At 65.0% G+C, this 19149-nt stretch carries 14 protein-coding genes and 1 pseudogene; 6 read left to right on the top strand and 9 right to left on the bottom strand.

Going from position 1 to position 19149, the window contains the following annotated elements:
• Positions 1 to 143 precede the first annotated feature (143 nt).
• The 8 genes and pseudogenes from EJ078_RS12135 to EJ078_RS12100 form a co-directional block, all read right to left on the bottom strand.
• A complete protein-coding gene (locus EJ078_RS12135; RefSeq protein WP_127215081.1) occupies positions 144 to 2438 on the bottom strand; it encodes a bifunctional salicylyl-CoA 5-hydroxylase/oxidoreductase in 2295 nt (764 codons plus the stop codon).
• Positions 2439 to 2625: 187 nt separating this feature from the next.
• Entirely contained in the window at positions 2626 to 3225 is a 600-nt protein-coding gene (locus tag EJ078_RS12130) for a VOC family protein (protein WP_095799285.1), read from the bottom strand.
• Positions 3226 to 3307: 82 nt separating this feature from the next.
• Positions 3308 to 4138, bottom strand: a complete 831-nt coding sequence (locus tag EJ078_RS12125) for an ATP-binding cassette domain-containing protein (protein WP_127323971.1) — start codon at positions 4136 to 4138, stop codon at positions 3308 to 3310.
• On the bottom strand, positions 4131 to 5021 hold the full coding sequence (locus tag EJ078_RS12120; protein ID WP_127215079.1) for an ABC transporter ATP-binding protein: 891 nt from the start codon (positions 5019 to 5021) through the stop codon (positions 4131 to 4133). Before EJ078_RS12120 ends, EJ078_RS12125 begins: the two co-directional genes overlap by 8 nt.
• Positions 5018 to 5866 (bottom strand): ABC transporter permease, encoded by an 849-nt coding sequence (locus EJ078_RS12115; RefSeq protein ID WP_127215078.1) that lies wholly within the window; start codon positions 5864 to 5866, stop codon positions 5018 to 5020. The genes EJ078_RS12120 and EJ078_RS12115 overlap by 4 nt, the downstream gene beginning before the upstream one ends.
• Positions 5859 to 6866, bottom strand: coding sequence for an ABC transporter permease (locus tag EJ078_RS12110; RefSeq protein WP_095824264.1), 1008 nt, complete (start codon positions 6864 to 6866; stop codon positions 5859 to 5861). Before EJ078_RS12110 ends, EJ078_RS12115 begins: the two co-directional genes overlap by 8 nt.
• A 100-nt stretch (positions 6867 to 6966) precedes the next feature.
• Positions 6967 to 8493, bottom strand: a complete 1527-nt coding sequence (locus tag EJ078_RS12105; RefSeq protein ID WP_067324433.1) for an ABC transporter substrate-binding protein — start codon at positions 8491 to 8493, stop codon at positions 6967 to 6969.
• A 109-nt stretch (positions 8494 to 8602) separates the two neighbouring features.
• Positions 8603 to 10176, bottom strand: a pseudogene (locus EJ078_RS12100) (NAD(P)/FAD-dependent oxidoreductase).
• 119 nt (positions 10177 to 10295) lie between these two features.
• Here EJ078_RS12100 and EJ078_RS12095 point away from each other — a divergent pair.
• The 6 genes from EJ078_RS12095 to EJ078_RS12070 all read left to right on the top strand — a co-directional run bounded on the left by EJ078_RS12095 (position 10296) and on the right by EJ078_RS12070 (position 17570).
• Positions 10296 to 11087 (top strand): cyclase family protein, encoded by a 792-nt coding sequence (locus EJ078_RS12095; RefSeq protein ID WP_127215076.1) that lies wholly within the window; start codon positions 10296 to 10298, stop codon positions 11085 to 11087.
• Positions 11088 to 11386: 299 nt separating this feature from the next.
• Entirely contained in the window at positions 11387 to 12958 is a 1572-nt protein-coding gene (locus EJ078_RS12090; RefSeq protein WP_127215075.1) for an NAD(P)/FAD-dependent oxidoreductase, read from the top strand.
• On the top strand, positions 12958 to 13440 hold the full coding sequence (locus EJ078_RS12085; RefSeq protein ID WP_127215074.1) for a MarR family transcriptional regulator: 483 nt from the start codon (positions 12958 to 12960) through the stop codon (positions 13438 to 13440). The genes EJ078_RS12090 and EJ078_RS12085 overlap by 1 nt, the downstream gene beginning before the upstream one ends.
• Before the next feature lie 50 nt (positions 13441 to 13490).
• On the top strand, positions 13491 to 15644 hold the full coding sequence (locus EJ078_RS12080; RefSeq protein WP_127215073.1) for an indolepyruvate ferredoxin oxidoreductase subunit alpha: 2154 nt from the start codon (positions 13491 to 13493) through the stop codon (positions 15642 to 15644).
• Complete coding sequence (locus EJ078_RS12075) at positions 15637 to 17220, top strand: indolepyruvate oxidoreductase subunit beta family protein (RefSeq protein WP_127847050.1); 1584 nt, start codon at positions 15637 to 15639, stop codon at positions 17218 to 17220. Before EJ078_RS12080 ends, EJ078_RS12075 begins: the two co-directional genes overlap by 8 nt.
• An 86-nt stretch (positions 17221 to 17306) precedes the next feature.
• Positions 17307 to 17570, top strand: a complete 264-nt coding sequence (locus EJ078_RS12070; protein WP_067003684.1) for a hypothetical protein — start codon at positions 17307 to 17309, stop codon at positions 17568 to 17570.
• A gap of 325 nt (positions 17571 to 17895) precedes the next feature.
• Here the strand turns inward: EJ078_RS12070 and EJ078_RS12065 are convergent, their stop codons facing one another.
• Positions 17896 to 19134 carry a DUF1501 domain-containing protein gene (locus EJ078_RS12065; protein WP_127215071.1) on the bottom strand — a complete coding sequence of 413 codons (1239 nt, stop codon included), beginning with the start codon at positions 19132 to 19134 and terminating at the stop codon, positions 17896 to 17898.
• Positions 19135 to 19149: the final 15 nt, after the last annotated feature.

The following is a 19149-nucleotide window of genomic DNA, read 5'->3' as shown; positions in this document are numbered from 1 at the left end:
CGCCTCATCCTTACCCTCTCCCCGTGAAGGACGGGGAGAGGGGGCCGCCAGCGTTTGAGCTTGTGCCTTCTTCCCGTCCTTCACGGGGAGAAGGTGCCGGCAGGCGGATGAGGGGCGGCGCCGACGTGAAAACATAAATGCGCTCATACCTTCAGCCCTGCCGCCGCTTCGCGTTCGGCCAGCCGGTAGATCTGGTCGCGTCCGCGCAGATAAGGATCCGGCCATTTGACGCCGCGGTCGCCGAGGGTGACGGCCGCATGCAGCGTCCAATAGGGATCGCTGAGATGCGGCCGGGCCAGCGCCACCAGATCGGCGCGTCCTGCCATCAGGATCGAGTTGGCGTGGTCCGGCTCGTAGATGTTGCCGACCGCCATCGTCGCCATGCCGACCTCGTTGCGGATGCGGTCGGAGAACGGCGTCTGGAACATGCGGCCATAGACCGGCTTCGCGGCGATCGTGGTCTGGCCGGCCGAGACGTCGCAGAGATCGACGCCGGTTTGATGCAGAAGCTTGGCGATCTCGACCGCATCGGCCGGCGTGACGCCTTCGATGCCCACCCAGTCATTGGCCGAGATGCGCACCGAGATAGGCTTTTCGGCCGGCCACACGGCGCGCACCGCGTGGAAGATCTCCAGCGGATAGCGCATGCGGTTCTCCAGCGAGCCGCCATAGTCGTCGGTGCGCCTGTTGGTCAGCGGCGTGATGAAGGCGGAGAGCAGATAGCCATGCGCGGCATGGATCTCCAGCATGTCGAAGCCGCAGCGCTCGGCCATCTCCGCCGAGGCGACGAACTGGTCGCGCACAAGGTCCATGTCGGCGCGGTTCATCGCCTTCGGCACCTGATTCTGCGGCGACCACGGCACGGCTGAAGGCGCCATCACCGGCCAGTTGCCGGACGGCAGCGGCTCGTCCGTTCCTTCCCAGCCGAGGCGGGTCGAGCCCTTCGGGCCTGAATGGCCGATCTGGGCGCAGATCTTGGCTTCGGTCTCGGCGTGGACGAAATCGACCAGCCGCTTCCAGGCGACCTCATGCTCGGGCTGGTAGAAGCCGGTGCAGCCAGGGGTGATGCGTCCCTCCGGGCTGACGCAAGTCATCTCGATATAAACGAGCCCGGCCCCGCCCTTGGCGCGCTCGGCATAGTGGGCGAAATGCCAGTCGGTCGGGCAGCCGTCGACCGCCTTGTACTGGGCCATCGGCGAGACGACGATGCGGTTCGTGAGCGCCATCTCGCGCAGTCTGAATGGCGCGAACATCGGCGCGCGGCGCAGCATGTTGCCGCCGGCGCCGGCCTTGCGCTGGAACCATTCCTCCGCGCCCGCCAGCCATTCGGCATCGCGCAGACGAAGGTTCTCGTGGCTGATGCGCTGCGAACGGGTGAGCAGCGAATAGTTGAATTGAACTGGATCCAACCCGAGATAACGTTCGACTTCCTCGAACCATTCGAGCGAGTTGCGCGCCGCCGATTGCAGTTTCAGCACCTCGGTGCGGCGAGCATCTTCGTATTTGCGGAAGGCCGCTTCGAGGTCGGACTCGGACTCGACATAGTCGGCGAGCGCGACGGCGCTTTCCAGGGCCAGCTTCGTGCCGGATCCGATCGAGAAATGCGCCGATGCCGCCGCGTCGCCCATCAGCGCCAGATTCTTGTAAGACCAGCGCTCGCAAAGCACGCGCGGGAAGTTGATCCAGGCCGAACCTCTGATGTGATTGGCATTGGTCATCAGCGAATGGCCGCCGAGATGCTTTTCGAAAATGCGCTCGCAGACAGCGATCGATTCCTGCTGCGTCATCGCGCCGAAACCGAAGGCAGCCCAGGTCTGTTCGCTGCATTCGACGATGAAGGTCGCGGTCTCGCTGTCGAACTGGTAGGCATGCGCCCACACCCAGCCATGCTGCGTCCTTTCGAAGATGAAGGTGAACGCGTCGTCGAATTTCTGCGTGGTGCCGAGCCACACGAACTTGCATTTGCGCGTGTCGATGTCGGGCTTGAAAACGTTGGCGAAGGTGGCGCGCGACTTCGAGTTCAATCCGTCGGCCGCAACGACAAGGTCGTGCGTTTCCATGAACGGCCTGGGATCGGAAATCTCGGTCTCGAACATCATCTTGATGCCGAGCTCGCGCGCTCTGCGCTGGAGCAGAATTAAAAGCCGCTTGCGGCCGATGCCGCAGAAGCCGTGGCCGGTCGACACCGTGCGCACGCCGTCATGAATGACGGCGATGTCGTCCCAGTAGGCAAAATGCTTCCTGATCCAGACCGCGCTGACAGGGTCGTTCCTGGTCAGGTTCTCCAGCGTTTCGGCCGACAGCACCACACCCCAGCCGAACGTATCGTCGGGGCGGTTGCGCTCGTAGACCGTCACGTCATGCGCGGCGTCGCGCAGCTTCAACGAGATGGCAAAATAGAGGCCGGCCGGTCCGCCGCCGAGAACCGCAACCTTCATGTCTTGCGATCTCCTCTAGAGCAATTCCAGGAAAAGTGCGTAGCGGTTTCCCGTCCGGAATTGCGTCAAACGCTCAATGGGCATCAGGGACCGCCGAGGGGCCGGCGGTTCCAACATCAGTATCGCGCCTGCCGGCAATTATTTCAAGCTTAAAGTTTCATAATTGAACAATTGCGGCGCGATCAGCTCACTTGGCTGGATCTTTGGGACTCCACAGCACAGTCTCGGCGCCTTTCTCGTAAGCCATGCCGTCGGGATAGCTGATCGCTTCCAGCTGCAGTCCCCAGGGCGCCTGGAAATAGAGGATGGTTTGGCCGGCGGCCGGTCCTTCTTTGACCGGCAGAGGACCCATCCTGGTCTTCACGCCCTTGGCGTCGAGATAGGCCTTCGCGGCGGCGACATCGTCGACATAGAAGGCGATATGGAAGCCGCCGATGTCGCTGTTCTTCGGCGTCAGGTCCTTCTGGTCGGGCGCGGTGTATTTGAACAATTCGATGTTCGATCCATAGCCGCAGCGCACCAGGGTGATCTCCTCGATTACCGCTTTTGGATCGACGCCGAGCAGGTCCTGCATGAAGGTGCCCTTGTCGTCGGCGAACGGGCCGAAGGACATCGCCTTCTTGCAACCGACCACATTGGTGAAGAAGTCGACGGCCTGCTTCATGTCGGGCACGGTGACGCCGGTATGGTCGTGGCCGCGCATGCCGGGGATCGAGTCGGCCGAAGCCATTCCCATTGAGCCGAACAGGATTGCGCCGACCATTGCGCCGCTTGTGGCGTATTTCATGTCACCCTCCTTTGGCGGGCTGACTTTGCTCCCATGCACATCCGAGGCCCGCTGTTCGGTGTGCGGACAAGGTTTGCCTTTCTCATGCCGGTGCCTTTGCAGGCGGCTGCAGCCAGTCCGCATCGATCTCAGGCAGCGGGATGGCAGCGAGCAGGTCGCGCGTGTAAGTCTCCTTCGGATTGTCGAAGAGCGCGTCGGTTGCGCTGGCTTCGACGATCCTTCCCTCGCGCATGACGATGACTTGCCGGCAGAGCCGCCGGATCACCGACAGATCATGGCTGATGAAGGCGACCGTCAGCCCCATCTCGGCCGCGAGCTTTTCCAGCAGCGTCAGGATCTGTGCCTGCGTCGAGACGTCGAGGCCGGAGACGATCTCGTCGGCCAGCACGAATTTCGGCGACAGCGCCAGCGCCCGTGCGATGCCGACGCGCTGGCGTTGCCCGCCGGACAGCTCGTGGCGGTAGCGGCCGACAAAACTCTGCGGCAGGCCGACGCGCTGCAGGGCTTCCGCCACGCGCTCCTTCAGCCGGTCGCCAAGCCCGTTCTGCCTCAAGGGTGCCGCGATGATGTTGAAGATGGTGTGCCGCGGGTTGAGCGAGGACATCGGGTCCTGGAAGATCATCTGCAGGTCGCGACGCAGTGGTCTGAGCTCCGCTTCCGAAAGATGGCCGATGTCTCGCCCTTCGAAGCAGATCGAGCCGGCGCTCGGCTCGATCAGCCGCACCAGCGCGCGGCCGAGCGTCGACTTGCCGGAACCGGATTCGCCGACGATGCCGGTCACCGATCCCTTGGGCAGGTCGAAGTCCAGTCCTTTGAGGATCTCGGCCAGTGGCGCCCGGCCGATCAGCGGCTTGCGCGTCATGTCGGGCAGCGCCACCTTCAGCCCGCGGACGGAAAACAGTGGCTCAGCCATGGCTTGGCCTCCACGCCCTGTCGGCGCCCGCGATCTCGTCCGCGAGCCCGGCCAGCACGGTTTCGTTCACCGGCTTCAGCGATGCGTAGGGATCGGTATAGCGCGGCGTCGCCGCGATCAGCGCCCGCGTGTAGGGGTGCTGCGGCGATGCGAACAGGTCGGGGGTCGCGGCTTCTTCGACCACCTTGCCGGCATAGAGCACCGACACTTTCTGGCTGATCTTGGCGACGACACCGAGATCGTGCGTGACGAACAGAAGCGCCGTGCCGTGGTTGCGCTGCAATTGCGCGATGAGGCGCAGGATCTGCTTCTGCACGGTCACGTCCAGCGCCGTCGTCGGCTCGTCGGCGACGATCAGCCTGGGCTCGGCGGCGAAAGCGGCCGCGATCAGCACGCGCTGGCGCATGCCGCCGGAGAGTTCGTGCGGATAGCATTTCAGAACACGCTCGGGCTCGCGGATCTGCACCTCGTGGAGCAACTGCCGGATACGCTTGTCTGCCTTCTCGCCGCTCCAGCCGAGGATGCGCACCAGCCGGTCGGTCATCTGCGGGCCGATGCGGCGCGACGGGTTGAGCGCGGTGAGCGGGTCCTGTGGGATCAGCGCGGTACGCGCGCCGATCAGCGTCCGCCGCGCCTTCGCATCGAGGCGGCCGAGATCCTCGCCCTCGATCAGCATCTCGCCCTCGACGATGCGCACGCTTTTCGGCAGCACGCCGAGCAACGCCTTGCCGATCATCGTCTTGCCGGCGCCGCTCTCGCCGACCAGCGCGCGGACTTCGCCCGGCTGCACGGTGAGCGACACCGAGCGCAGCACGCGCTGGCCGTTGGGCAGCACGGCGCTCAAGGAGCGGATTTCGAGGCATGGTTCCATATTGGCGCTCATCGCAGCACCGGATCGAATCGCGCCTTCAATCCTTCGCCGAACTGGCTGAAGGACAGCACGGTGAGGATCAATGTGATCAGCGGGAACACCAGCACCCACCAAGCCTGGTGGATCGACAGCCGGCCTTCGGCGATGATGCCGCCCCAGGTCGGATCGTCGGTCGAGATCGACAGATTGACGAAGGAGAGGATCGCCTCGACAATGACGGCGATGCCCATCTCAAGCGACAAGAGCGCCACCACCGACGGCAGCACATTGGGCAGGACTTCGCGCAGCATGATGCCGATGCGGCCATAGCCGGCGATGTGCGCGCTCTCGACATAGTCCATGCGCGCCTGACCCATCGCCTCGGCGCGGATCACGCGGCAGAACCGCGTCCAGTCGATGACGGCGATGGCGATGATGACGGAGCTCAAGCCGGTGCCCAGCACCGCGACCAGAAGGATCGCGAACAGCACCGGCGGGAAGGCCATCCAGACATCGACGATGCGCGAGATGACGCGGTCGGCCCAACCGCCGAAATAGCCGGCAATGAGCCCGAGCGCCGAGCCGATGATGCAGGCGGACGCCGCCGCGGCGAAGGCGACGATGAAGGCGATGCGGCCGCCGAAGATCAGCCGTGACAGGAGATCCCTGCCGAGGCTGTCGGTGCCCAGCCAATAGCCGGGCTCGGCGCCATCGAGCCAGAAGGGCGGCAGACGCTCGAGCATCAGGTCCTGCGCCAGCGGATCTTGCGGTACGATCAGCGGCGCCAAGATGGCCGCAAGCAGCGCCAGCAGAAGCCAGCCGCCGGCCAGCCATAGCCGCGGGCTGAAGCGCCGTCGCGAAATGCGCGCCTCATCCATGACGCAGCCTCGGATTGAGCAGCGCATACATCATGTCGACGGCAAGGTTGATCAGCACGAAGAGCAGCGCGAAGACCAGAACGATGCCCTGGATCAGCGGCAGGTCGCGGTTGATGACGGCATCGATCGCCATATTGCCGAGACCCTCATAGGAGAACAGCCGCTCGACGATGACCGTGCCGCCGATCAGGAAGGTGAACTGCACGCCCACCAGCGTCAGCGTTGGCAGCGCCGCGTTCTTCAACGCCTCGCGCAGGATAACCTGCGTTTCGGAAAAGCCTTTGACCCGCGCGAGCACGACATAGTCGAGGTCGAGCACTTCCTTCAGCGACTGTTTCAGGAGTTGCGCGATGATCGCCGCCAGCGGCAGCGCCAGCGCGATCGCCGGCATCAGCATGTGCTTGAGCAGATCCCAGGTGAGATCGAAGCGGAGCCGAAGTAGGCTCTCGGCCAGATAGAACTGGGTGACGAAGGGCAAATCGAGCTGCGGCGACACTCGCCCCGAAATGTCGAACACCGGGATGAGCACGCCGAACAGCAGGATCAGCACCAGGCCCCACAGGAAATCGGGGATGGAGAGCGTCGCGCCGCTGGCGATGTCGATGCCGGCTTCGACCGCCGTGCCGCGCGAACGCGCACCGAGGATCGCAGCGGAGACGCCGATCGCCACCGCCATCAGCAGCGCGATGGTTGCCAATTCCAACGTCGCCGGCAGCCGGTTGAAGACGAGGCCGAGCACATCCTGGCGCAGCGAGATCGAAGTGCCGAAATCGCCATGCAGCACGCCGGCGAGCCAGATGAAGAACTGCTGCACAATGCTCTTGTCCAGCCCATAGAGCGAGCGCAGACGCGCTATGTCGTCATTGCTGGCGCCGGGCGGCAGCATCATGGCAATCGGGTCGCCGGGCGCCACGCGGATGACGACGAAGACGACGACGGCGACGCCGAACAGCGTGACCAGCATCGTCATCAGACGAACAAGAAATCTCTGCAGCAGCATGCTCGCTGAGCCTAATGCATTCGGCCCCTCACCCGGCCGGATGAGGGGGCCTGCGTCGTTGGAGAAGGTGCGCTGCGCCAGCGCAGCTTCCCAGATGTCATCAGGCCGGGGTCATCAGCGCCGGCAGCAGCGCGCCCGATACATGCTGCACGACATTGACCTTCTTCGAGTGCACGATCGGCTGAGCATACTGCATCAGCGGCAGCACATAGGCCTGCTCGGCGATGTATTTGTCGACGGCCTTCCAGCCGGCGATGCGCTTGGCCTCGTCCTTCTCGCCCCACAGCGGATTGATCATGTCGATCAGGTCCTGGCTGTCCCACACCGAATGCGGGCTAGGTCCATACATGGCAAAGCCGGTCGAGGTGGTCGGATCGCCGATCGCATTCCCCCAGTTGTAGAAGGCGGCCGGCGCCAGCTTGTCGGCGGCCCGCAGCTCGTAATGCTTGGCGATCTCGTAGACCTCGATATTGGCCTCGATGCCGACCTTGCGCCACATGCCGACGATCGCCTGGATCATCTCATAATCCTTGGGCTTGAAGCCCTTGGTCGTTTGGATGGTGAACTTGACCGGCTTCTTGGGCGAATACCCTGAAGCGGCGAGCAGTTCCTTGGCCTTTTCCGGATTGTGCTCGACTTTGATCGACGCGTCGAAGGCCGTGTATTCCGGCGTCTCCAGCGTGGCGATCGGCTGGCCGTAGCCGCGCAGCAGCCGCTTGACCAAGAGCTCCTTGTCCACCGCCATCACAGCCGCTTGGCGGACGTTCTTGTCGAGCATCGCCTCGATGTCGTTGAAGAAGATCATGCCGATGTCGGAGACATTCTTGATCGAGCCGGCGAGTCCGTCCTTGGCGATCAGCCGGTCATATTCTTCATAGGGGATTTCGAGCGTCACCTGCGAGGAGCCGGACTCGACCTCGGCGACGCGGCTTGCCGCGTCGGTGACGAACTTGATCGTCACGTTCTCGAAGGCTGGCTTGGCACCCCAGTAATTCGGATTGGCCTTCAGCCGCAGGAAGGCGTTGCGCTCGAATTTGTCGACCATATAGGGCCCGGTGCCGATCGGCGCCTTCTCGAAGCCTTCCGCGCCTACCTTCTCGTAATAGGCCTTCGGCATGATGTAGCCGGTCAGGAAAGACATCCATTTGAAATAGACCGGATCGAACTGCACGACGTCGGCGGTGATCTTGTTGCCGTCGATCTTGAAGTTGTTGACGTTCTTCCAGACGAACTGGATCGGATTGCCGGTCTTCTCGTCGCCCGCCCGCTGCAGCGACCAGACAACGTCCTCGGCGGTGAAGGGCGAGCCGTCATGCCATTTTACGCCGTCGCGGACCGTCATCGTCACCTTGCTGCGATCGTCGTTCCAACCCCATTCGGTGAGCAGGCCGGGTGTGAAGGAAAGGTCCGGCTTCTGCGGGATGAACTGGTCGAACACCGACTGGTAGAGGCCTTGGATGGTCGGGTTCACCGCCGAAGGCCCGGTCGTCGGGTCCCAGGATGGCAGGTTCACGTTGTAGGCGATGGTGAGCTCGTCCGCCGCCTTGGCTGCCTTCGGCAGTCCGAGTGTCGCCGCGCCAAGCGCTGCTGCGCCAAACCCAAGCAAATCGCGTCTGTTGATGGTCATGGTCGTTCCCCTTGTTGGTTGTCGGTTTTTGACTTTGATTGTCGCGCGGCGTTGTTTATTCGCAAGGTCTGGTGGGCAACCGCGCCTTGTCCATCCTGGAATTCTGCTGCTAGTGCCCTCCCAGCTGTTGCGCCAGCATGAAGCCGGATCCGGCACCGGTGCCGGCGCCGGGCCATGTCGCGGCGCCGGTGAGGTAGAGGTTCGACACCGGCGTGTTCCAGCGCGCGAAGCCGCGCGCCGGACGGAAGAGAAAATTCTGCGCCAAATGGTGGCTGCCGCAGATCTGGTCGCCGCCGACGAGGTTCGGATTCTCGCGCTCGAGGTCGAGCGGCGAGAAGATCGCGCGGCCGAGGATCTTCTGGCGCAAACCAGGCGCATAGCTCTCGATGATGTCGAGCACGCGCTCGGCATAGGCGTCCTTGACCGCGTACCAGGAACCGGGCGCGATCTTGCCGGCGGCATCGCCAAGGATTTCCGCCGGCAGCATGCGCACCTGGACCCAGAGCACGTGCTTGCCTTCTGGCGCCCGCCAGGGATCGACGGCGGTCGGCTGTCCTACGACGAGCACCGGCTGATCGGGCAGCACGCCGGCAATCGCCTGCTGATAGGTGCGCGACATGGCATCGAGCGACGGCGCCAGATGCACATAGGCGAAGTGGCGAAGCTCGGCGCCGCCGCTCCAGTCCGGCAGATCGTCCAGTGCCAGATGGATCATCATCGTGCCCGGCGCATGGCGGAACTTTTCATCGCCGCGTCGAAGCCGGCATCGCCGGATCCGTCCGGCAGCAGCTTGCCAGTCAGCGCCTTGGGCGCGACGCCGGCAATGACGGCCTTGCTGGCGACATGGAAATCGCCGGAGGCGAGCCGCACGCCGGTCGCGCGGCCGCCGGCGACGGTGATCTCCGCCACCTCCGCGCCGGCCATGATCTTGCCGCCGGCCGCTTTGACCATGCCGACAAGCGCGCGGATGATGGTGTCGGCGCCGCCCTTGCCGAGCACCATGCCAAAACTCTGGTTGGCCATTGATTCCAGATAAGGGAACACGGCGCCGCCGGCGATGTCGGGCGCGAAGTCGAGATGCATGCCCCAGGCGGCGAGCGTGGTTTGCACGTGCGGCGTCTCGAAATTGTCCTCGAGCCACGCGCGGGGGGAAGACAGCAACAAGCGGCCGGTATCGAGCGCGCCGCCAATGCCTTTCTTGCGCCAAAGATTCCAGGCCGTGCCGGCGAGCGCGCGCGGGTTCATCGGCGATCCGAGCAGCCGAAACAGATGCTCCGCCTCGCCCGGGAAGGCGCCGACCAGCCGGCGCCATGTAGCGGCATCGGCCGCGGAGAAGGCGGCGAGCCGCGATGTCGTCTTCTCGGGATCGTTGCTGACGCCAAACCATCTTCCATCCGGGAAAGCGCTGGCGAAACAGTCGGCGACGGGCGAAAATTCCAGCCCGTGACTTTTCAATTCATTTGCATATTTCCGGTGGAAGGCCGAGCCGGCGAACAGGCTCAGGTTCATCGCGCCGAAGTCATGCCTGAAACCGGGAAGCGTGTATTCCGCGGTCCGGACCGCGCCGCCGATAGTTGCGTTGCGCTCGAAAACCGCGGTTTTCCAGCCTTTGAGCGACAGATGCGCGGCGCAGGCCAGACTGTTGTGGCCCGCACCGACAAAGATGGCGTCGAACTCGCTCACGCCCTGCCCCCAAAATGCTTTATGCTTAAAGATAATTGCAGATGCATATGTTTTCGTCTAGTAGGATATTAAGGGCCGCAACGAGCCTTGATGAGCACGAACAAGAGGGAACGAAGACAATGGACACGCAGAAACTCCTCGGCGAGGTCGCCGGCCAGCTGCTTTCGGGCGCCATCAAGGTGGTCGACCTGTCGGCGCCGCTCGGGCCCAACACGCCGCTGATCAAGCTGCCGCCGGAGCTTGCCGTCGACACGCCGAAGGTCGAGATCCACCCCATTTCAAAGTATGACAAGAACGGTCCGTGGTGGGCCTGGAACTGGCTGAAGCTCGGCGAGCATTCGGGCACGCATTTCGACGCGCCGCAGCACTGGATCACCGGCAAGGACTATCCGGACGGCGCCACCGACACCATCCCGGCGCAGAATTTCGTCGGCCCGGTCAATGTCATCGACTGCTCAGTGGAAGCCGCCGCCGATCACGATTTCCTTCTCACCGTCGACCACATCAAGACGTGGGAGGCCAAGCATGGCACCATCAATGCCGGCGAATGGGTGGTGATGCGCACCGACTGGTACAAGCGCAACGGTTTGGAAGCCGACTTCCTCAACGCCAACGAGACCGGCCCGCATACACCCGGACCGACGGCGGAAGCCATCCAGTTCCTGATCAGCAAGGACATCAAGGGCTGGGGCTCGGAGACGATCGGCACCGATGCCGGCAAGGCCGGCGGCATGGAGCCGCCTTTCCCGGCGCACACGCTGATGCACAAAGCCAATCGCTATGGGCTGGCCAGCCTCTGCAACCTCGACCAGCTGCCGCCGAAAGGCGCGATCCTGATCGCCGCCCCGCTCAAGATCGAGCACGGCACCGGCAGCCCGATCCGCGCCCTGGCGCTGGTGCCGGGCCAATAGGCGAGGTGGCGGTCTTCGGGAGAAGATCATGCTCGCGCGCAATGGAGTAGTGGAGAGGTGGGATCGGAGCGACGCTGACGCTCTACGGCGCCCCCTCTGTCCTGCCGGACATCTCCCCCACAAGGGGGGAGATTGCACGTCACCTCCGCTTTCGCCAATCTCCGACGTCGTAGGATTGAGCAGGGCGCCGAAACTGCCAATCTCCCCCCAAGTGGGGGAGATGTCCGGCAGGACAGAGGGGGGCGCGAAGGAACTCGCCTTAGTGCGATTGACGTTCACTTCTCGATTGCGAGTGCGCAATGACCGCTGCCGATCACATCATCGTGGGCAGCGGCATCAACGCCCTGGTCTGCGCGGCGATGCTTGGCGCCAAGGGCGCCAAGGTGCTCGTGCTCGAACGCAACGACCGCATCGGCGGCTGCATGCGCACCGATGAGATCACGGCGCCCGGCTTCGTCCATGACGTGATGGCGACGACCTTCGTCCTCTTCATCACCTCGCCGGCCTATGCCGCGCTCGGCAAGGATCTTGCGCGGCACGGGCTGGAATTCTGTCACACGACCACACCCACCGGCGTGCTTCGGCCCGATGGCAGCCATGCCGTGCTCACCACCGACCGGGCCGCCAATATCGCGGCGCTGAACGCATTTGCCTCCGGCGATGGCGACCGTCATGGCGGCGATGTCGGCGACATCGAACGCAATGCCGGACTGCTCTTCGGCCTGCTCGGTGGCGCGCTCTGGTCCTATCCGACGACGAAGCTCATGGCCGGCGAGGCGTGGCGGCGCGGTCCGCGCGAGCTTGCCGCCGTCCTGGGCGAGGCGCTGGTGCCGGCGCGGGGCTGGCTGGAGACCGCGTACAAGTCCGATACCGTCCGCGCGCTCTGGGCGCCCTGGGTGCTGCATGCCGGGCTTGGGCCGGAAGACGCCTTCTCCGGCCAGATCGCCAAGGTCATCGCCTTCGCGCTGGAGGCGGCCGGCGCACCGATCGTCAAGGGCGGGGCGAAGAACCTGCTCGCCGCCTTCGAAGCGCTGATCAAGGAGCGCGGCGGCGAAATCCGCGTCAACGCCGACGTCGCCTCGCTCGTCCAGACCGGCGGCCGTGCCACCGGGGTGCGGCTCGCCTCCGGCGAGACGCTGACGGCGGCAAAGGGCATCATCTGCTCGGTCACGCCGACGCAGCTCTATGGCCGTCTGCTCGGCAACGATGCGCCCGACGCAGCAACCAAGGCCACGCAGTCCTACCGCTACGGCAAGGGCAACTTCCAGCTCCACTACGCGCTGAACAAGCCGCCGGCCTGGCGCGGCGAGGGCCTCGACAAGGTGGCGCTGCTGCATCTGACGCCGGGACTCGATGGTGTGTCGAAAGCCTGCAACGAAGCGGTGCGCGGCCTGTTGCCGGAAGTGCCGACGATCTGCGTCGGCCAGCCCCACGCGCTCGATCCGTCGCGCTGTCCGCTGGGCAAGGCAATCCTGTGGCTGCAGCTTCCGGAAGCGCCGCGCCATATCAAGGGCGATGCCGCCGGCAAGCTCGAGGCCCCAGCCGATGGCCGCTGGAGCGAGGCGCTGCGCGAGGCCTACGCCGACCGCGTCGAGGCGATCCTCGCTCATCACATCGATGGTTTTCGCGACACCATCATCGCGCGCCGCGCCTATTCGCCTGCCGATCTGGAAGCGATGAACATCAATCTGGTCGGCGGCGATCCCTATGGCGGCTCGTCCACCATCGACCAGTCCTTCCTGTGGCGGCCGTTCAAGGCCAGCCGCAATCACGAGACAGGCATTAAGGGCCTCTACCATATCGGCGCCTCGACGCATCCGGGCGCGGGGCTCGGCGGCGGCTCCGGCTTTCTGCTGGCGGAGAGGCTCTGATGGAACAGAAGCTTCCGGAAAAGCGCGAGCGCATCTCGACCCTCGGCCAGATCGGCCTGCAGCAATTCGCGCCCTATTTGATGAACCGCATCATGGGCCGCTACAACGCCACCCTGCGAGAAGACTTTCGCAAGCAGGGCCTGACCATTCCGCAGGTGCGCACGCTGGCCGTGCTCTCGGTCACCGACGGCATCACCGTCAACGACCTCTCGGTCTATACGGTGATCGAGCAATCGACCTTGAGTCGCACGCTCGACGCGCTGGAAGGCCAGGGCCTCGTGCGGCGCGAGCAGGGCGTCGCCGACAGCCGCTTCCGCCATGTGTTCCTGACCGATGACGGCCGGGCGCTTTTCACCCGCGCCTGGCCGGCCATGCATGATGCCTTCGAAGCGATGTTCGACGGCGTCGACGATGCCGAATATGCCGCGCTGATCGCGATTCTGCAGAAGATGCTGAAGAACATCCGCAAGCACGACATTTGAGTTTGACGTACGCGCCGCCGTCCAAACGGCGGTAACGGAAGGAGGCAGAGATGGCCGAACGGTCTTTTGCCAAGGAAGTTGAAAAGCTGAGGCTTGGCGCCGGCCAGGAATTCGCGGGCGAGGGCATCCTCGCCATCACCAAGGCGCTGCTGCAATGCGGCGTCGGCTATGTCGGCGGCTACCAGGGCGCGCCGATCAGCCATCTGATGGATGTGCTCGCCGACGCGCAGGACATTCTGGGCGAGCTCGGCGTGCACTTCGAGGCGAGCGCCTCGGAAGCAACCGCCACCGCCATGCTTGCCGCATCCGTGCACTACCCGATCCGCGGTGCCGCCACCTTCAAGTCGACGGTGGGCACCAATGTCGCCTCGGACGCTTTGGCGAACCTCGCCTCGGGCGGCGTCACCGGCGGCGCGCTGATCATCGTCGGCGAGGACTATGGCGAGGGCTCCTCCATCATGCAGGAGCGCAGCCACGCCTTCGCCATGAAGAGCCAGGTCTGGCTGCTCGATCCGCGCCCGAACCTGCCCTCGATCGTCAAGGCGGTCGAGGATGGCTTCGAGCTGTCGGAGGCCTCCAACACGCCGGTCATGCTGCAGGTGCGCATCCGCTGCTGCCACGTCCATGGCCACTTCATCGCCAAGGATAACAAGCGGCCGCCTATGTCGGTTGCCGATGCGCTGTCGGCCCCGCGCCGCGACACCGGCCGCATCGTGCTGCCGCCTGCCTCCTTCCTGCACGAGAAGGAGAAGGTCGCAAAGCGCTGGCCGGCGGCGGTCGATTTCATCAAGAGCCGCAAGATCAACGAGGTCTTTGGGCCGGACAATGGCTCGATCGGCATCGTCATGCAGGGCGGCATGTACAATTCGGTCGTCCGCGCGCTGCAGCGGCTCGGCCTTGCCGACACCTATGGCGACACCGACGTGCCGCTTTATGTGCTGAACGCCGTCTATCCGCTCGTCGATGACGAGTTCCTTTCCTTCTGCGAGGGCAAACAGGCGGTGCTGGTCGTCGAAGAAGGCCAGCCCAACTATATCGAGCAGGCCTTTGCCGCGATGCTGCACAAGGCAGGGCGCGGCACCAAGCTGGTCGGCAAGGAGCATCTGCCGATGGCCGGCGAATATACCGGGCAGGTGATGCTGGACGGCATTGGCTCCTTCCTGCGCGCCTATGCTGCGCATCTGCTGCCCGGCGAGGTTCGCGCGCCGAACAAGTTGGGCGAGGGCGTCGACACGGCCGATCTCATCAATGTCGTTCCCGGCCGCCCGCCGGGCTTCTGCGTCGGCTGTCCGGAGCGGCCGATCTTCGCTGCGACCAAGCTGGTCGAGCAGGAGCTTGGCAAGCACCACATCGCTTCCGACATCGGCTGCCACCTGTTCTCGATCATGCCGCCCTTCGAGCTCGGTGCCACCACCATGGGCTACGGCCTCGGGCCGGCCTCGGCTTCCGCCTTCAATTCGCCGGAAGCGAAACGCCGCTCGATCTCCTTCGTCGGCGATGGCGGCTTCTGGCACAACGGTCTTACCTCCTCGATCGGCAACGCCGTCTTCAACAAGAATGACGGCGTCATCGTCATCGTCGACAATTTTTACTCGGCCGCCACCGGCGGCCAGGACATCCTGTCCTCGCGCGCCTCGAACCGCACCAAGTCCACAAAACATCCGATCACCGAAGCGGTGAAAGGCATGGGCGTCAAATGGCTGCGCCACATCGACCGCACCTATGACGTCGGCAAAATGCGCGACACGCTGCGCGAGGCGCTAACCACCGAGGAGAAGGGGCCGAAGGTCATCGTCGCCTCGTCCGAATGCATGCTGAACCGCCAGCGCCGCGAGAGGCCGCTGGTCGACAAGGCGGTGAAGGGCGGCGAGCGGGTCGTCAAGCCGAAATTCGGCGTCGACGAGGACGTCTGCACCGGCGACCACGCCTGCATGCGGCTCTCCGGCTGCCCGTCGCTCTCGGTGAAGTCGCTCGACGATCCGCTGCGTGACGATCCGGTCGCCTCGATCGACCAGAACTGTGTCGGCTGCGGCAATTGCGGCGAGGTGGCGGATGCGGCCGTGCTCTGCCCCTCCTTCTACCGCGCCGATGTCGTGCACAATCCGAGCCGCTGGGACCGTTTCCTGGAAAGCGCGCGCCGCGCAGTGATCGGCCGGTTGCAGCGCCGCCGCGAGAGTCGCCGTTTGATGTTCGCCGATGCTTGAGCAGGTTTCACCGCTGAACCAGAAGCCGGGCGCCTCTGATGACGAGCGGGTGATAAAACTCGCCGTGCTTGCCGTCGGCGGCCAGGGCGGCGGCGTGCTCGCCGATTGGATCACCGACGTCGCCGAGCGCAGCGGCTACATTGCGCAATCGACGTCGGTGGCGGGCGTCGCCCAGCGCACCGGGGCGACGATCTATTACATCGAGATGGCCCGCGACACCGGCCGGCTGCCGGTCTTCGCGCTGTCGCCCTCGCAGGGCGACGTCGACATCTTGATCGCCGCCGAGCTGATGGAAGCCGGCCGCGCCATCATCCGCGGTTTCGTCACGCCCGAGCGCACGACGCTGATCGCCTCCTCGCATCGCATCGCCGCCGTCTCGGAAAAGATCGAGCCGGGCGACGGCCGCGCCTCGTCGGAAAAGGTGTATGCGACGGCCGAGGCGGCCGCCAAGCGCTTCATCGCCTTCGACATGGAAAAGATCGCCGCCGAGCACGGCACGATGATCTCGGCCAGCCTGCTCGGCGCGCTGGCCGGTTCCGACGCGCTGCCCTTCGCGCGCGAAAACTACGAGCAGGCGATCGGCGCCGGTGACCGTGGCGTGAAGGCCAGCCTTGGCGCCTTCGGCGCCGCCTATGACCGGGCGCGCGGCATCGCGGTCGCGACAGCCGGGGATAACGCAACCGGGAAGCCTGCCGCTCCCGACACCACACCAACGGCGAAGATCAGTGGTCCCGAAACGCTGCTGAAGGGCTGGCAGGAGCTCGTCGCCCGCGTTGCGGCGCTGCCCGCGCCGGTGCGCGACATGACCGAGCGCGGCCTGAGGAAGGTCGTCGACTTCCAGGACATCGCCTATGGCGGCGAATATCTCGACCGGCTGGACAAGGCGATCGCGCTGGACAATGCGGAGCGTGGCCATGCGCTGTCGGTCGCGGCCGCGAAACATCTGGCCAACGCCATGTGCTACGACGACATGATCCGCGTCGCCGACCTCAAGACGCGTTCGACCCGCGACAGGCGCGTGCGCAAGGAAGTCGGTGTCAGGGAAGGCTTGGTCCTGCAGGTCACCGAATATTTCCATCCGCGCATCGAGGAATTCTGCGGCACGCTGCCGGTAGCAATCGGCAGTTACATCGAGAGCCGCCCGAAGCTCGCCACCTTCCTTGACCGCCGCATCAACCGCGGCCGCCATATCCGCACCGACAGTTTCACCGGTTTCGCCATGCTCTGGTTCATCGGCGGCCTGCGCCGCTGGCGCCGCCGCCTGCTGCGCCACAAGGTCGAGGTCGAGCATCTGGAGCGCTGGTACGGCTTGGCGCTTGCCCATGCGCGCGAAAACTATGCTCTTGGGCTGGAGATCCTGAATTGCCGCCGCCTGATCAAGGGCTACAGCGACACCCACGCCCGTGCCCAGTCGAAATTCGACCGCGTGCTCTTGGCGCTTGTCATGCTCGAGGGCCGCGAAGACGCCGCCGACTGGATCCGCCGCCTGCGCGAAGCGGCGCTGAAGGACGAAAAGGGCGACGTGCTCGACGGCGCGCTGAAGACCGTGGCGACGCTCGACGACGCCGCCCGATAACGAGGATGTGATCCATCCTCCTCCGACGGATTTCGACCCTGTCGTCCGTTTCACGGCGGTAGGGATGAATCACGGAGACGAACTTTATGCTCACCAAATATTTGCTGCCGTTCGCATTGGCCGCCGGCACTTTGATGCTCTCCGCCGGCGCGCAGGCCATGCCGATGGCAAAGCCCAGCGCTGCGCCGCTGCCGGTCGAGACGGTCGGCTGGCGCTGCGGTCCTGGTTGGCACGTGAATCACTGGGGCAGATGCGTGCCGAACGGTCGCCGGTTCATCCGGCCCGTGCGCCACTGGCATCCGGGCTTCCGGTATCACCACCGCTGGCATCCCGGCTATTGGAGCTGGTGATCGCTCTCGGATCGCCATCGACGCCCGCGCTGGCAACGGCGCGGGCTTTTTCGACTTACACGAGGCAGTCATGTCGGTGGGCTTCCCGAAAGCGGTCCTAGACTAATTTGCTGAAGTCCCTCGGCTGCGTCATCCACGGGCGGAGCGGGAGCGAAGCGGACGCGGAGACCCGAGGATCCATGCCGTTACCTTTAATCGTAGAATCCAGCGGAGCAGAATTCTGCCTCGCAGCGACGCTGCATGCGTCGCTTCGCTTCCTTGCTCCGCCCGACAATGACGAATGACAGCAGACGTCGCACCTGTCACCGATGGGCAAAGTCGAGGCTCACGCCACCAAATCCCGCATCGGCTTCACCTCTCCTGAGTCCGGAAACACCTTGTCGCCGAGCACGGCGGCGGAGAGCCCGAACTGCTCGGCAAGCAACCCCTTCAACACCGCGCGCACATCGCTGGTCGGCGCGAGGTCGCGGCCTTGGTAGAGCTGAGCCGGCTTCAGCCCCGGCCAGTCGGCGATGACGCGGCCACCTTTGATCGCGCCGCCGGCGAGCAGCACTACCGTGCCGGTGCCGTGGTCCGTGCCGACGGTGCCGTTGACGCGGGCGGTGCGGCCGAATTCGGTGATGGCGACGATCGCGGTGTCCTTCCAGCGCTCGCCGAGCCCTTTCTCGAATTCCTCGAAGGCGCCATCGAGGCCGCCGAGCAGCTTGGCGAGCCGCCCGGTGGCGCCGCCCTCGTTGACATGCGTGTCCCAGCCGTCGAAGGCCAGCGCCGCAATGCGCGGCCCGTCGTCGGCGGCCATCAGTTTCGCCGCGCCTTGCGCGGACTGGCGCATGCAGGCGGCGTTGGCGAGGCCGCCGTGGGGTTTCATCGTGCTGCCATCGAGCTGGTCGCTCATCGCCATGCGGTCGGCGTCGAGGCCCTTCTGCAGCACCGCTGCCAGCACCGGGTCGCGATGGTTGTAGAGGTCGAGCACACGCTCCGCCAGCGCATCGCTGGGCGTCGGCAGCGCCTGCGGTGCCCAGCCGAGCACGGGTGCTGCGCCACGGATCACCAGCGGCATCGATGGGCCGACCGCCAGCCCGCCGAGCTTGGCCACTCTTTCACCTGCCGGGAGGCTGGCTATCGCCCGATTCAGCCAACCGGTTGTGGCGTTGCCAGGGCCCGGCAGGCCGCTCTCCAGCACCTCCTGACCGTCGAAATGCGAGCGGTCGCGGTAGCCGGTCGCGGCCGCGTGCACCGCGGCCGCCTGACCTGCCTTGAACAGCCGCGCGAACACCGGCATCGCGGGATTGATCGCGAAGAAGCTGTCGAGCGGCAGCGCCGCATTGGCGCCGGAGAGCGACAGCGCGATGTCGCCATGCAGGCCGGCATAGTCGGGGTCACCGAGCGGGCCGATCGTCGACAGCCCATCCAGCGCGCCGCGCAATATGATGACGATCAGGCGCGGATCGCGATGGTCGGCGGCGCGGGCGAAGCGTGGCAGACAGGCCCAGGCAAACAGCGCGCCGCCTGTCGTCAGCACGGCGCGCCGAGATGGATTCGGCGTTTCACAAAGAAGACTCATGCCGCTTCTCCATTG

The organism is Mesorhizobium sp. M1A.F.Ca.IN.022.06.1.1, assembly GCF_003952605.1.
Lineage (GTDB): Bacteria > Pseudomonadota > Alphaproteobacteria > Rhizobiales > Rhizobiaceae > Mesorhizobium.
The sequence above is the reverse complement of the archived record's forward strand: the minus strand, read 5'-3'. Positions and strand labels throughout refer to the sequence as shown.

What these genes read in the sequence shown, in the direction of transcription:
- EJ078_RS12105 (WP_067324433.1), bottom strand. Translation starts at nt 8,493, where the DNA reads ATGACCATCAACAGACGCGATTTGCTTGGGTTTGGCGCAGCAGCGCTT.
- EJ078_RS12075 (WP_127847050.1), top strand. Translation starts at nt 15,637, where the DNA reads ATGCTTGAGCAGGTTTCACCGCTGAACCAGAAGCCGGGCGCCTCTGAT.
- EJ078_RS12080 (WP_127215073.1), top strand. Translation starts at nt 13,491, where the DNA reads ATGGCCGAACGGTCTTTTGCCAAGGAAGTTGAAAAGCTGAGGCTTGGC.
- EJ078_RS12070 (WP_067003684.1), top strand. Translation starts at nt 17,307, where the DNA reads ATGCTCACCAAATATTTGCTGCCGTTCGCATTGGCCGCCGGCACTTTG.
- EJ078_RS12090 (WP_127215075.1), top strand. Translation starts at nt 11,387, where the DNA reads ATGACCGCTGCCGATCACATCATCGTGGGCAGCGGCATCAACGCCCTG.
- EJ078_RS12130 (WP_095799285.1), bottom strand. Translation starts at nt 3,225, where the DNA reads ATGAAATACGCCACAAGCGGCGCAATGGTCGGCGCAATCCTGTTCGGC.
- EJ078_RS12065 (WP_127215071.1), bottom strand. Translation starts at nt 19,134, where the DNA reads ATGAGTCTTCTTTGTGAAACGCCGAATCCATCTCGGCGCGCCGTGCTG.
- EJ078_RS12135 (WP_127215081.1), bottom strand. Translation starts at nt 2,438, where the DNA reads ATGAAGGTTGCGGTTCTCGGCGGCGGACCGGCCGGCCTCTATTTTGCC.
- EJ078_RS12085 (WP_127215074.1), top strand. Translation starts at nt 12,958, where the DNA reads ATGGAACAGAAGCTTCCGGAAAAGCGCGAGCGCATCTCGACCCTCGGC.
- EJ078_RS12095 (WP_127215076.1), top strand. Translation starts at nt 10,296, where the DNA reads ATGGACACGCAGAAACTCCTCGGCGAGGTCGCCGGCCAGCTGCTTTCG.
- EJ078_RS12125 (WP_127323971.1), bottom strand. Translation starts at nt 4,138, where the DNA reads ATGGCTGAGCCACTGTTTTCCGTCCGCGGGCTGAAGGTGGCGCTGCCC.
- EJ078_RS12110 (WP_095824264.1), bottom strand. Translation starts at nt 6,866, where the DNA reads ATGCTGCTGCAGAGATTTCTTGTTCGTCTGATGACGATGCTGGTCACG.
- EJ078_RS12115 (WP_127215078.1), bottom strand. Translation starts at nt 5,866, where the DNA reads ATGGATGAGGCGCGCATTTCGCGACGGCGCTTCAGCCCGCGGCTATGG.
- EJ078_RS12120 (WP_127215079.1), bottom strand. Translation starts at nt 5,021, where the DNA reads ATGAGCGCCAATATGGAACCATGCCTCGAAATCCGCTCCTTGAGCGCC.